Source organism: Streptacidiphilus alkalitolerans (assembly GCF_042511045.1).
Taxonomy (GTDB): Bacteria; Actinomycetota; Actinomycetes; order Streptomycetales; family Streptomycetaceae; genus Streptacidiphilus; species Streptacidiphilus alkalitolerans.
In genome coordinates, this window is the sequence record NZ_JBHEZX010000002.1 from 161,018 (window position 1) to 172,568 (window position 11,551).

General features: G+C 70.3%; 15 protein-coding genes. 6 read left to right on the top strand and 9 right to left on the bottom strand.

From position 1 onward, the window contains the following. Window positions 1-10 precede the first annotated feature (10 nt). Together ACEZDG_RS04540 and ACEZDG_RS04545 are read right to left on the bottom strand one after the other, a co-directional pair. Window positions 11-889, bottom strand: a complete 879-nt coding sequence (locus tag ACEZDG_RS04540) for a hypothetical protein (protein ID WP_380502578.1) — start codon at window positions 887-889, stop codon at window positions 11-13. 77 nt (window positions 890-966) lie between these two features. Next, window positions 967-1,617, bottom strand: a complete 651-nt coding sequence (locus ACEZDG_RS04545) for an RNA polymerase sigma factor (protein ID WP_380502581.1) — start codon at window positions 1,615-1,617, stop codon at window positions 967-969. A 175-nt stretch (window positions 1,618-1,792) separates the two neighbouring features. Here ACEZDG_RS04545 and ACEZDG_RS04550 point away from each other — a divergent pair, with 175 nt between their 5' ends. From ACEZDG_RS04550 to ACEZDG_RS04565, 4 genes are all read left to right on the top strand, one after another. Then, window positions 1,793-2,056, top strand: coding sequence for a hypothetical protein (locus ACEZDG_RS04550; RefSeq protein WP_380502584.1), 264 nt, complete (start codon window positions 1,793-1,795; stop codon window positions 2,054-2,056). Between the two features lie 41 nt (window positions 2,057-2,097). Further along, window positions 2,098-3,036 carry an NADP-dependent oxidoreductase gene (locus tag ACEZDG_RS04555; RefSeq protein WP_380502587.1) on the top strand — a complete coding sequence of 313 codons (939 nt, stop codon included), beginning with the start codon at window positions 2,098-2,100 and terminating at the stop codon, window positions 3,034-3,036. An 87-nt stretch (window positions 3,037-3,123) separates the two neighbouring features. Then, entirely contained in the window at window positions 3,124-3,327 is a 204-nt protein-coding gene (locus ACEZDG_RS04560) for a hypothetical protein (RefSeq protein WP_380502590.1), read from the top strand. Between the two features lie 102 nt (window positions 3,328-3,429). Then, window positions 3,430-4,329, top strand: a complete 900-nt coding sequence (locus ACEZDG_RS04565; RefSeq protein ID WP_380502593.1) for an arylamine N-acetyltransferase family protein — start codon at window positions 3,430-3,432, stop codon at window positions 4,327-4,329. A 66-nt stretch (window positions 4,330-4,395) separates the two neighbouring features. Here ACEZDG_RS04565 and ACEZDG_RS04570 read toward each other — a convergent pair whose 3' ends face one another. The 5 genes from ACEZDG_RS04570 to ACEZDG_RS04590 all read right to left on the bottom strand — a co-directional run bounded on the left by ACEZDG_RS04570 (window position 4,396) and on the right by ACEZDG_RS04590 (window position 8,399). Next, on the bottom strand, window positions 4,396-5,703 hold the full coding sequence (locus ACEZDG_RS04570; RefSeq protein ID WP_380502596.1) for a lactonase family protein: 1,308 nt from the start codon (window positions 5,701-5,703) through the stop codon (window positions 4,396-4,398). Window positions 5,704-5,889: 186 nt separating this feature from the next. Beyond that, the gene (locus tag ACEZDG_RS04575; protein ID WP_380502599.1) at window positions 5,890-6,678 is read right to left on the bottom strand and encodes an SDR family NAD(P)-dependent oxidoreductase; all 789 of its coding nucleotides are present in this window, start codon (window positions 6,676-6,678) and stop codon (window positions 5,890-5,892) included. Between the two features lie 53 nt (window positions 6,679-6,731). Further along, window positions 6,732-7,529, bottom strand: a complete 798-nt coding sequence (locus ACEZDG_RS04580; protein WP_380502602.1) for an alpha/beta hydrolase — start codon at window positions 7,527-7,529, stop codon at window positions 6,732-6,734. Between the two features lie 195 nt (window positions 7,530-7,724). Next, window positions 7,725-7,991: a hypothetical protein gene (locus tag ACEZDG_RS04585; protein ID WP_380502604.1), complete on the bottom strand. Its 267-nt coding sequence runs from the start codon at window positions 7,989-7,991 to the stop codon at window positions 7,725-7,727. 72 nt (window positions 7,992-8,063) lie between these two features. Then, window positions 8,064-8,399: an STAS domain-containing protein gene (locus ACEZDG_RS04590; protein WP_380502607.1), complete on the bottom strand. Its 336-nt coding sequence runs from the start codon at window positions 8,397-8,399 to the stop codon at window positions 8,064-8,066. A gap of 213 nt (window positions 8,400-8,612) precedes the next feature. Here ACEZDG_RS04590 and ACEZDG_RS04595 point away from each other — a divergent pair, with 213 nt between their 5' ends. Both ACEZDG_RS04595 and ACEZDG_RS04600 read left to right on the top strand, forming a co-directional pair. Next, a complete protein-coding gene (locus ACEZDG_RS04595; RefSeq protein WP_380503828.1) occupies window positions 8,613-9,035 on the top strand; it encodes a phage holin family protein in 423 nt (140 codons plus the stop codon). Then, window positions 9,032-9,463: a DUF3618 domain-containing protein gene (locus ACEZDG_RS04600; RefSeq protein WP_380502610.1), complete on the top strand. Its 432-nt coding sequence runs from the start codon at window positions 9,032-9,034 to the stop codon at window positions 9,461-9,463. Before ACEZDG_RS04595 ends, ACEZDG_RS04600 begins: the two co-directional genes overlap by 4 nt. A gap of 16 nt (window positions 9,464-9,479) precedes the next feature. On the opposite strand, the gene ACEZDG_RS04605 is transcribed toward ACEZDG_RS04600, so the two are convergent. Next, on the bottom strand, window positions 9,480-10,808 hold the full coding sequence (locus ACEZDG_RS04605; protein WP_380502613.1) for a sensor histidine kinase: 1,329 nt from the start codon (window positions 10,806-10,808) through the stop codon (window positions 9,480-9,482). Further along, the gene (locus ACEZDG_RS04610; RefSeq protein WP_380502615.1) at window positions 10,805-11,488 is read right to left on the bottom strand and encodes a response regulator transcription factor; all 684 of its coding nucleotides are present in this window, start codon (window positions 11,486-11,488) and stop codon (window positions 10,805-10,807) included. Before ACEZDG_RS04610 ends, ACEZDG_RS04605 begins: the two co-directional genes overlap by 4 nt. Between the last annotated feature and the right edge of the window lie 63 nt (window positions 11,489-11,551).

The window sequence follows — 11,551 nt, forward strand, 5'->3', positions numbered from 1 at the left end:
GCAGGCCGACCTACGAATCCTTCACCTGGTTGTAGATCTCCTTGCCGGCCGCGTCGTAGGCATGGAGGTACGGGGTCGGCCCGGCGACGAACGAGCCGTGGCCGGAGGAGCCGGCACCGGACGTAGCGGGGGCGGAGGAACCGGACGTGCCGGTGGTCATGTCCGACGCGTAGAAGAACGCACCGCCCGCCATGGTCGCCGGGTACTCCGTCGGGTTGGAGCCGTAGCTGACGGTGATCTTGGCGACATGGGACGTGTAGTGCCCGGCGCCCAGCGAGAGGTACTGCCCCTGGCCGGCCGGCTCACCGATGGAGTCGAAGAACTCGACGGTGTGACCCGCGTTCCACAGGCGGTTGTTGATGAAGGTCGGTGGGGAGTCCTGGCTGGTGCCCCGGTCGCCCTTCGTCTCGCACTGCACGTACTGGGCCGCGGAGTTGACGGCGATGACCGCGCCGTCCCAGTCGCGCGAGGCGACGGGGGTGCGGACGGCGATCACCGCGTGGTACTTCGAGGCGTCCGAGCCCAGGCAGGAGGCCAGGATCTTGGCGACGGTCCCGGCGTCGATCGGGGTCGTCCTCCCGCTGGTGAACGTCCACGAGACCGGTGCGGAGGTCACCGGGCCCGCAGACACCGAGCCGCCTCCGGCCGACCCGGCGCCCCGGGTCGCACCGGTGCTCGGCGTCACGCTGCGACTCGGCGACGCGGTGGCGCCGCCGGTCGGGATTCCAGTGCCGAGGGCGGTGGTGTCGAGCACCGGCTTGGCGGTCGTGTGCCCGCCGAAAGCGGTCACAGCCACGACGCTCACCACAGCGACAGCAGCGGCGACGCCAAGCGGCAGTCCCCAACTGCGGCGCAGCGACGCGGGCTTGTCCTCGGGATCGATCTTCATGAGCAGTTCCTCTCGGATCCGCCGATGGTTCGGCAGATCACGATCGGGGGGAGCCGCGGGAATGCCCTGCATGTCATTCATCGTGCGACCTCCTCCACATTGACGGGATTCTTCGAACTGAATGACGCCGGTACCGCCGTACGTCCGCCGACGAGGTCGGCCTTCAATCTCCGCCGCGACCGGTGCAGCCTGGATTTCACGGTTCCGACCGCCACCCCCAGCGCCGCCGCGGCCGCCTGCTGATCGAGGCCCGACCACACGCAGAGTTCGACGACCTCGCGTTCATGGCGCGGGAGCCGCGCCAGCGCCCTGTGGATCTCCGACATCCGACGTTCGTCGTCGACCAAGCCGGCGACGCGGTCCGCATGGTCGCCCACCGCCTCGTTGTGCGAGACGAGCCGGTGCAGCAATGCCTCCGCCCGCCGCAGCCTCCGCCTGGTGTTGGACACCAGGCCGTCGGCTATGCCCAGTAGCCACGGCAGGGCCGAGTCTCGGTCCAACACCGTCTCCGAGCGCCGGCGCCAGGCATGCATGAACACGGTCGACGTGAGGTCCTCGGCCTCGGACCAGTCGGCCGTCCGCCGGAACAGGTGGTTGTAGACGGTCTTCGCATGCCGGTCGAAGATCCGACCGAAGGCCTCCCGGTCGCCGTCGACGGCCAGCGACCACAACTCCCGGTCGGACATCCGTCCGGCCAGCGCGGCAGGCCCAGCGTCGTTCAGTTCCATGCTCTAGATGTGTCCGACACCCGACTGAAGGTTCCCACTGAGCTCCCCCGCTTTCCCGAACACCCTCACTCTCCTGCTTCCCGACGCCGACGATCGAGGCCTGCGCCGCGCCATCACGGATGGTGTCAGGTCGGGGCGTGCAACCGGAACGTCGAGCAGCGCTTCGAAGTCGGCGGTGCCGACCACGCGCACACGTTCCACCGACGTGCTCGGCTTCGGCCCGGACGGCCCGGACCCCGACCAGCTGGGCGCAATCCTCGCCGCCGAACCACGCGGGGACTTCAAGAACGAGTTTCTGCGCACCTACGTCGACGGGCTCAAGGATCGCCTCGATACGACGAACGGGACCGTAAACTCCGACGTACCCGAACACTTTATCCCCGGGTTCCGGCGCACGACTACCGTTGAGCGCATCCTCCGGTCGCCCTGGCCGAGCTGACCGATCATCACACGAGACCCGCCCCTGAGAGGATCCGAGCAATGCAGGCAATCACCGTACGGGACCGTGACGCGGGCGTCGGCGGCCTCACCCTGACCGACATGCCCTATCCCCACGCCAGCGAGAACGACGTCATCGTGCGCGTGCACGCCGCAGGGTTCACCCCCGGAGAGCTCGACTGGCCGGCGACGTGGTCCGATCGTTCCGGCCGCGACCGGACACCCAGCATCCCCGGACACGAGCTGTCCGGCACCGTGGTCGAGTTCGGCTACGGAACCACCGGCCTCACCGTAGGCCAGCGGGTGTTCGGACTGACCGACTGGACCCGCAACGGATCCCTGGCCGAATACACCGCGGTGGAGGCCCGCAACCTCGCTCCCCTCGCGGCTGACATCGACCACACCGCGGCTGCCGCGCTGCCCATCTCCGGGCTGACCGCATGGCAGGGACTGTTCGACCACGCCCAGCTCACGACCGGCCAGACCGTCCTCATCCATGGCGCCGCGGGCGGCGTCGGCTCGATCGCCGTCCAACTCGCCCGGGAGGTGGGCGCTCGGGTGATCGGCACCGGCCGAGCCGATGACCGCGCGGTCGCGCTCGGCCTCGGCGTGCACACCTTCCTCGACCTGGACGCCGACGATCTGCGACACGCCGACCAGGTGGACGTGGTGTTCGACGTCATCGGCGGCGACATCCTCGAACGCTCGACCGCGCTGGTCCGTCCGGGGGGCACCCTCGTCACTATCGCCATGCCGCCCACCGTGCAGCCCAAGGACGCGCGAGCCGTCTTCTTCGTCGTCGAACCCGACCGCGCCCGGCTGACCGATCTGGCCCAGCGCCTGCGCGACGGCCGGCTCAAGCCCCTCGTCGGCGCCGTACGCCCGCTCTCCGAGACGCCCTCCGCCTTCGGCCGCCGCCACCGCACACCCGGCAAGACCATCATCCAGGTCGTGGCCGAGGAGGGGGCGTCGGCTGCCTGACCGGTCCTTCCAGGTCCAGCACGATCTCCAGCCGCTGTGTGCTGCCAGGGCATCGATGATCTCCGGCCAGAGTGCACGGGGGCGGTCGTGCCCCATGGCGGGGATCAGCAGCAGCTCCGCACCGACTTCGACTCGCTCTGGGGCGCCTCCGGGGCCGCGGTCGGCGCTGCCTGGGGAGATGATCCGGCGCTCGCCCGGGAGTTCTACCTGAGCCACCACCAAGGGCTGGCGGCCTTCTACCGGACGGCAGCCCGGGCCGGGCAAGCGGTCATCAAGGCGTTCTGGTTCTGACGGGCCCGCCGACGACTCACCGGACACCGCCCGACGCGGTCCGGTGCGGCGCCGCATAAATCCATGGGGGATTCATGTGGCGCTGTACTAGTGTTCGCAGCCATGACCTTGAAGACAAACGATCATCGCGCCTGGGTCGCGCCCTACCTGGCCAGGCTCGGCGTCGACGACCCGCAGTCCCTCGGCGCTCCGTCGCTCGACACCCTGCGCAGGCTGCACCGCGCACACGTCGAGCTCATCGCCTTCGAGAACGTCGACATCCAGCTCGGGCGCCCGCAGGGCATCGATCCGGCCGAGTCCATAGCCCGCATCCTGGCCGGCCGGGGCGGCTACTGCTTCAACCTGAACAACGCCTTCTGCGAGCTGCTGACCGTCCTCGGCTACGACGTCACCATGCATCGCGGCCAGATAAACGGCTCCGTCGCGACCGCCAAGGCGACCGCCGACGAATACGCCACGCACATGGCCCTCACCGTCGTGATCGACGGCGAACGCTGGTCGGTCGACGTCGGCCTGGCCAACTCGCACCACGAGCCCATCCCGCTTCGGGAGGGCGTCCACGTCCAGGGTCCCTTCCGCTTCGAGCTGCGGCCGCTGCCGGAGATCGGCCCGGACGCCTGGCGGTTCTGCACCGATCCGGCGCAGACGACCTTCCACAGCATGGACTTCACCCTGGCACCGGCCACGTGGGAGGACTTCAGGAGCTGCCACACCGAGTTGTCGACGTCGCCGCAGTCCCCCTACGTCATGTGGTTCGAGCTCTTCCGCCGCGACGCGGGCGGCGCCGAGTTCGTGCTGGATGACGAGTTCACGCGCGACGAGGGGGCCGGACGGCGCACGACACGGCTCCTCGAGTCCGCCGAGGAGCTGTTCAAGCTCGCAACGGACGTGTTCCACCTGGACCTATCGGCCGTCGACGACGCCGACCGCGCTGCCCTGTGGGACCGCATCCAGCGCGCGGGAGCGGAGTGGCGGGCGAAGCAGAAGTCGGCCGAGAACTAGGCCGTGTGGCATGAACGGCGCCAGGAGGGGGCAGGCCGGACAACCGGTCGGAGTCTGTGCGGCGCTTCACTGGACCGGCAGGACGCAGACCGGGCTGGTGGACGTCAGTGGGGTTCCGGTCGCGGTCAGGGCGCCGGTGGTGGTGTTGCGCCGGAACACGGTGACGGTGTTGGAGTTCTGGTTGGCGGAGAAGAGCAGCGTGGCCGTCGGGTCCAGGCTGATGTGCCGGGGGTAGGCCCCGCCCGCGGGCACCGCGTCGAGCAGGGTGAGGGTGGCGCCCGCGCTGCCGACCGCGAACCTGGCCACGCTGTCGTGGCCGCGGTTGGAGACGTAGACGAAGGCCCCGTCGGGCGAGACGACGACCTCGGCCGGGTAGTTGCGCGGGGTGGTGGGCGCCCCGGACGGGACGGTCGGCTGCGGCCGGCCGGGGGTGAGCGCGCCGGTGCTCGGGTTGTAGCGGCAGACGATGACCGAGTTGCCCAACTCGTTTGCCAGGTAGGCGTACTGGCCGGACGGGTGGAAGGCCAGGTGCCGCGGCCCGGTGCCCGGAGCGACCTTCGCCTGCGAGACCGGGGTCAGCTTTCCGGTGGTGGTGTTGAGGGTGTAGCTGTAGACCGAGTCGGTACCCAGGTCGACGGCCAGCACATAGGCGCCCTGGGGGTCGCTGATGACCATGTGGGCATGCGGCCCGTCCTGCCGGTCGGGGTCGGGGCCGGATCCGGTGTGCTTGACCAGGTCGCTGCGCGCCTTGAGGCTGCCGTCGGCGGCGATGGGGTGCACGGCGATGCTGCCGGAGTCGTAGTTCGCGCTCAGCAGGTGCCGTCCGGCCGGGTGGACCGACACATGGCAAGGACCGGAGCCGCCGGTGCTCTGGGATCCCAGCGAGGTCAGATGCCCGGGCGAGACCACGGAGATCGCGGTGACCGCCCCCTTGGTCTGCTCGTCCACGGCGTAGAGGTGGGAGCCGGACAGGGCCAGGAAGGAGGGGTTGGCCACGCCCGCCAGGGTTCCGGTCGCCGTCGGCCTGCCCGTCGCCGGGTCGTAGGTGGCCAGGCCCACGCCCTGGGCGGAGCTGGTGGTGTATCCGCCGATGTACAGGGGGTGCTGGGTGGTGGCCTTGGTGGTGTTGACGGCCCCGCCAGCGGCCCCGCCAGAGGCTGCGGCTTCGGTTGCGGCTCCGGGCTCGGCAGCCGGGGCCGCGCCGCGGGTCGTCGCGGCATCGGCCGGACCGGAGAAGGCGGCGACCAGCGGGAGGGCCGTGAGCCCCGCCCCGACGGCCAGCACCGAGCGCCGCCGGACGACCCGTGCGCCCACCGGACGTGCGGAGGCCGCGCTGGCGGGCGGTGCGGGAAGGTCCAGGTCATCGATGGCCATGGCGGCGCACCTCCGTGTTTGACGTGGTGGAGTCAAGCACACCTTGGCCTAGACCAATGCCGGAGGGCAAGGCTTCTCCAGCATTTGGTTAATTACCTTGCCCATAAAGGGAAGCCGAGCCACCGGGAGAGAACAGGACGCCAGGAGCTGTCCGGAGTGGACCGGAACCGCGCGGGATCAGGGGGGCTACAGGGTGCTGACGAGGCCGCCGTCGATGACGAAGTCGGCGCCGGTGATGTTCGCGGCACGTCCGCTCGCCAGGAACAGGACGAGGTCGGCGACCTCTTCGGGACGGGTGAAGCGGCCCGTGGGCGCGTCGGCAGCGGCCCGCTCGGCGATGTCCGCCGCAGTGCCGCCCGCGGCGCGGGCCACCGTCGCGGCGACGCCCTCGTCGGCCAGCCACAGCGCGGTGGTGACCGGCCCCGGGCTGACGGTGTTGACCCGGACCCGCTGTGGACCGACCTGCTTGGACAGCGCCTTGCAGAAGTTGGACAGAGCGGCCTTCGCGGCGCCGTAATCGATGACCAGGGGGTCGGGCAGGAACGCGTTGACCGAGGAGACGGTGACGATGCTCCCCCCGTCGTTCTGCAGCAGGTGTGGGAGGGCGGCGCGGGTGGTGCGCACGGCGGCCAGGAAGTTGACGGACAGGGTCCAAGTCCAGTCGTCGTCCGTCACGGCCAGGAATCCGTCGACCCGGGGTCGCACCCCGCCGACGTTGTTGACGAGGATGTCCACGCCGCCGAATGCCGTGACGGCGGACTCGACGAGCCTGCTGGGGCCGTCCCGTTCGGTCAGGTCCACCTCGACCGGGAGCAGGTTGCCGCCCTCGGCCAGGGCAGCCAGCTCGGCGGTGATCTCGCGGGCACCGGCGGCGACGCGCACCCCGGCGTCCAGCAGGCCACGGGTGACGGCCAGGCCGATTCCCCGGCTGGCGCCGGTGACGACAGCGGTCCGGCCGGACAGCAGGAGGTCCATGTCGATTCCTTCAGGAGCGGAGTGGGGGAGGGAAGGAGTGAGGACGAACCGGTCTAGAGGGCCTGGTTGCGCAGCCAGGCCAGGGCCGTGTCGGCGACCTCGCGCCAGCCGCTGTCGATGGTCAGGGAGTGGCCGCGGTCGGGGAAGTCAACGATGTCGGTGACCGCCTCGGAGTGCCGGTACTGCTTGAGGGTGGCGCGGACCACGGCCTCCGGCACGGTGTGGTCCTGGCCGCCGGCCATCAGCAGCAGGGGGCCGCGCCCCTGGTTGTCGGTGGCGACCTTGGCCGGCGAGTGCGGATTGAAGTTGGCGGACGCCGCCTCGAACAAGGGCTTGCCGGGCGCGGGGATGGTCCACTTCTCGTAGAGCTCCAGCGACTCCTCCGCGGTCAGGGCGTTGCCGAACGCGAAGCGGAACTGATCGGGCGTCAGCGACACCGCCCGGTGCTTGTTCCCGGGGTTCTTGAACACCGGAAGCGTGGCGCGCAGCGCTGACAGCGGCACCGGGAGCACACCCTTGATCTGCGCGGCGTCGATCGCGACGGCCGCGGCGGCCAGGTCCTGCCCGAGCAGCTTCTGCGCGATCATGCCGCCGAAGGAGTGGCCGATCAGGATCGGCTTGGCGTCCAATCCGGCGATGATCGCCGCGAAGTGGTCGACGACATCGTCGATGCCGTGGTCGGCGATGCTCTCGGGACGGTCGCGCGCCTCCTGCACGGTCTCGGGGTCGCCGGGCCAGCCCGGAGCGGAGGGCGCATAGCCCGCGTCCCGGAACAGGTCGGACCAGGGCTCCCACGATGTGGCGTGCAGCCACAGTCCATGGATGAAAATCACCGGGGTCGGAGTCGTCATGACGGCCTCTCAGCTCAGCGGGCGGGCGGTCCGCCGGGACAGCGCCGGTGGAACATCTGATGCTCGCAGAAATTCCTATGCGATTCCGAACGTAGCCGCATGGAAACGCGCAGATCCGCACGACACGAATCATCTGAGCTCACACCGCGTCTGCCGCCCGAGCGGCCGATCAGACTGGCCCTGCCTCCGTCGTGGTCATCGCCGCGGGTCGGCGAGGTATCCGCAGTCGTGGAGGGCTCGTCCCAGGACCACGCCCGCCGCGTTGTCCGCGGCCATCTGGTTGGACGCCTCCAAGGTGCAGGCGAATGTGTGCGTGGACGGCTCGGAGTCGGGAGTGAAGGTCTGCGCTTTTGCATCGACTCTGGCACCGTGGGTCGCCAAGGCGTCCTCGATCTGCTTGATCTCCTGGTCCGTCAGGCGTTCGGGGAATGCGAAACTGCTCTTTCCGGTCAGGTCAGCCATGGGGTGGGACCGCCTCTCTCTTGTGGCACTTCACTGTCATGCGGATTGCGGTCTCAGGTGCGCGGCGTCCGCCTACCCGGGTGAGGGGCCGTCATGGGCGGAAATAATCTGGTCGACACCGCACATGGACAGCAGCCGCTTGACCGGATCCGACGGGGACAGCAGAGTCAGCGATCCTCCCGCGCCCTTGGCCTGACGCAGCACCCGCAGAAGCGCGTTCAGGCCCATGGAGTCACAGAACGTCACCTGTGCCATCTCCAGGACCAGGTCGCAGCTGCCCCGTTCGACCAGGTCCGAAGCCGCGGCAGCCAGAGCATCGGCGCTGTCGAGGTCCAGGACTCCCGCGAGCGCGAGCACGGCCTGGGTTCCCTGCCTCGGCCGCGCCTCCAGGGTCAGCCCTGAGGACATGGTCCGCACTCCAACGCATCCGCAGCGACCTCAGCCACAACTGCCTCACCACGACCGACATCATTCGATCCCATGGGACTGCCCTCCTCCTGTCTTCTCATGGCGCCTACCCCGCCCTGCGCTGATCAACGGGGTGCGCGGCAATCGGTGCATGGGTCCGGGCCCTACGGGTAGCCGCGCCTTCAAGCACAGAACAGGAAGTGGTGAGCGGTGATGGAGCCCACAGAGCAGACTCTGGCGGCACGGAACGCCGCCGACGCCCCGGTCGGGGACCTGGTCTCCCGTGCCACCGCGCAGATCTCGCAGCTCGTACGGGAGGAACTGCTGCTGGCGCGGGCGGAGATGTCCCAGAAGGGCAAGCGCCTCGGTATCGGCGGCGGCCTGTTCGGCGGCGCCGGACTGCTGGCTGTCCTCGGCCTGCAGGCCCTGGTAGTGACGGCGATCGCGGGTCTCGCAATGGCCGTGCCGGTCTGGGCGTCGGCCCTGATCGTCGCCGCGGTGCTGCTCCTGGTCGCCGCGGTCCTTGCGCTCGCCGGCAAGCGCGAGGTCGCACGGGCAGTACCGCCCGCCCCGGAACAAGCGGTCGCAGGTCTCAAGGCGGATGTCGAGACGATCAAGGAGAACGTGAAGCGATGAGCAAGGACGCCGAGAACGGGAACAGCACACCCACGCCGGAGGAACTGCGCGCGATGGTCGAGGGAACCCGCGAGGAACTGGGCGAGACCGTCCAGGCCCTTGCGGCGAAGGCCGATGTCAGGACCCGGGCGAGGAACAAGGCCGCCGAGGTCAAGGCCGAGGCGATGGAGTCGGCAACGGCAGCCGGGACGCAGGCCAAGGAGGGGATCGCCCAGGCGGCGCGCCTCGCCCAGGAGTCGGTCGTCGACCCGGTGCGCGAGGGCGGCGCGGCAGCGGTGGCGAAGGTGCGCGAGAAGATGCCGGAGCCCGTGGTGGAGAAGGCCGAGCAGACCACCGAGGTGGTGCGGCAGCGGCCGGACCTGATGATCGCCGCGGCGGTCAGCGCCCTGGCCGTGTTCCTGATCGTCCGCCGCCTGGTCCGACGGTAGGACTGCCGAAGATCGCCTACCGGGAGGGGCGACGGGTCCGGGGGCGCAGGCTTCGGCCGTAGCCGTGCCGGAGGGTTGCCGAGCGGCTGCTGCCGGAGTCACCCGCGGCCGGCAGCCGCACGGTGAACTCCGCTCCCTCTCCTGGCCGTCCGGTGGCGGACACGGTGCCGCCGTGGGCCTCGACGACGTTGCGGACCAGGGCCAGACCTATGCCGTAGCGCCGCCCGCGACCCTCACCACTGTGAGTCAGCCGCTCGAAGATCCGCCGCCGGTCGGCGGGGTCGAAGCCGATCCCGCTGTCGGTCACGGTCACCTCGACCGCATGCCCCTCGTCGGAGGTCCGCAGGGCCACCCGGATGCTCCCACCCGGGATGCTGTGCCCGATCGCGTTGTCCAGCAGGGCGGCGAGCACCCGGCGCAACGGTGACGCGCTGCCGTACACCTCGATCGGTTCGTCCGAGCGGGTCAGGTGCAGGGTCAGCTGTGCCTGTGCGGCACGCTGCCGCTCCGCCTCCACGGCCGCTTCGGCCAAGGCGCCCATGTCGATGCGGGAACGTCCGGCCGCAGGCGCGTCGAGACTGGCGGACAGCAGCAGGTCATCCATCACCTCGGCGAGTTCGCGGGAGCCGGTGACCAGTCGTTCCAGTTCCCCGGCGGTCTCCGGGGCAAGGTTTCCGGACCGCTGCCGGGCAAGGAGCTGCGCCCGGGTGTGCAGCCGGGTGAGCGGAGCGCGCAGCTCGTGGCTGGCGTCCGCGACGAACTCCCGCTGCCGGGTCAGCGCCCGGCCGAGCGGGGTGATCGCCCGCCGGGCCAGGCCCGCTCCGGTGACCAGGGCCAGGACCAGGCCGACGAGTTCGGCGGTCAGCAGGGTCAACAGCACCTGGTGGCGGGCGGACCGCAGATAGCGTTCGTCGAAGACGGCCTGGAACACTTCGTTCCCGCGCTGCTCGGTACGGACGGCGTAGTGGGTGCCGTCCCGGGCCACGGAGACGGTCCGGGTCCGGTGGTCGAGAGAGGTCTGCCGGATCGCGTCCGCCAGCGGGAGCCCGGCCGGGGACTGTGCCGGCCGCCCGATCCGCCCGGCCTGCTCGACATAGAGCCAGGTGCAGGGGTCGTCGTGGCCCGGACGGTTCGACCGCAGGGCGTACTGCAGCGAGCGGTTCACCTCCGCCCGCTGGTAGCGGGCGAACAGGCAGTAGGTCAGGCAGCCCAGCAGCAGCACCACGACGGTGATCACACCGGCCGTCTGGAGGGTGAGCCGTATCCGGACGGCGCGCAGCACCCGCCGCTCGGGGGCCGCGGCGCGCCCCTTCCCCGTACGCCCGTTCCCCGTACGCCCGTTCACAGCGTGCCGATCTGGTAGCCGAGTCCGCGTACGGTGCGGATCACCGTCCGTCCGAGTTTGCGGCGCAGGTAGTAGACATAGGTGTCGACGATCGATTCCGCGCTGGAATCGGCGAAGACCCGGGCCCGCAGGTGCGGGCGGGTCTGGACGTTCCTCGGTCGCAGCGCCAGCGTCAGCAGCAGCTCGAACTCCCGTGGGGACAGGGGTATCCGCTGCCCGCCCGGCAGCACGACATCGCGCGCCTCGACGTCCAGCAGGGCCGCGCCGATCGGCAGCTGCTGCGCCTGGTCCAGGAACCTGCGGGTCAAAGCCCTTGTGCGCGCCAGGAGTTCGTCCACATCGAACGGCTTGACCAAGTAGTCGTCCGCGCCGGCGTCCAACCCGCGGACCCGCTCGTACCGGTCGCCCAGGGCGGTGAGCATCAGGACCCGGGCGGTCACCGCCCGCCGTCGCAGTCGCTGGAGCATCTCCAGGCCGTCGAGCGCCGGCAACCGGCGGTCCACGACCATGACGTCGTAGCTGCGGCTCAGGCCGAGGTGCAGACCCTGCTGCCCGTCTCCGGCCAGGTCCACCTCGTAGCCTTCGCCGGTGAACAGCGTGGCCAGCATCGCGGCCAGCTCATGGTCGTCCTCGACCAGAAGTAACCTGGTAGCACCGGAGAGTGGGACATTCTCGGTCATCGGGGTGATTGTGGCATGCGCATGGAAGACGCAATGCCCCGGCCCCCGGCCCCGCCCCCGGCC

What these genes read in the sequence shown, in the direction of transcription:
- ACEZDG_RS04540 (WP_380502578.1), bottom strand. Translation starts at nt 889, where the DNA reads ATGAAGATCGATCCCGAGGACAAGCCCGCGTCGCTGCGCCGCAGTTGG.
- ACEZDG_RS04545 (WP_380502581.1), bottom strand. Translation starts at nt 1,617, where the DNA reads ATGGAACTGAACGACGCTGGGCCTGCCGCGCTGGCCGGACGGATGTCC.
- ACEZDG_RS04555 (WP_380502587.1), top strand. Translation starts at nt 2,098, where the DNA reads ATGCAGGCAATCACCGTACGGGACCGTGACGCGGGCGTCGGCGGCCTC.
- ACEZDG_RS04565 (WP_380502593.1), top strand. Translation starts at nt 3,430, where the DNA reads ATGACCTTGAAGACAAACGATCATCGCGCCTGGGTCGCGCCCTACCTG.
- ACEZDG_RS04570 (WP_380502596.1), bottom strand. Translation starts at nt 5,703, where the DNA reads ATGGCCATCGATGACCTGGACCTTCCCGCACCGCCCGCCAGCGCGGCC.
- ACEZDG_RS04575 (WP_380502599.1), bottom strand. Translation starts at nt 6,678, where the DNA reads ATGGACCTCCTGCTGTCCGGCCGGACCGCTGTCGTCACCGGCGCCAGC.
- ACEZDG_RS04580 (WP_380502602.1), bottom strand. Translation starts at nt 7,529, where the DNA reads ATGACGACTCCGACCCCGGTGATTTTCATCCATGGACTGTGGCTGCAC.
- ACEZDG_RS04585 (WP_380502604.1), bottom strand. Translation starts at nt 7,991, where the DNA reads ATGGCTGACCTGACCGGAAAGAGCAGTTTCGCATTCCCCGAACGCCTG.
- ACEZDG_RS04590 (WP_380502607.1), bottom strand. Translation starts at nt 8,399, where the DNA reads ATGTCCTCAGGGCTGACCCTGGAGGCGCGGCCGAGGCAGGGAACCCAG.
- ACEZDG_RS04595 (WP_380503828.1), top strand. Translation starts at nt 8,613, where the DNA reads ATGGAGCCCACAGAGCAGACTCTGGCGGCACGGAACGCCGCCGACGCC.
- ACEZDG_RS04600 (WP_380502610.1), top strand. Translation starts at nt 9,032, where the DNA reads ATGAGCAAGGACGCCGAGAACGGGAACAGCACACCCACGCCGGAGGAA.
- ACEZDG_RS04610 (WP_380502615.1), bottom strand. Translation starts at nt 11,488, where the DNA reads ATGACCGAGAATGTCCCACTCTCCGGTGCTACCAGGTTACTTCTGGTC.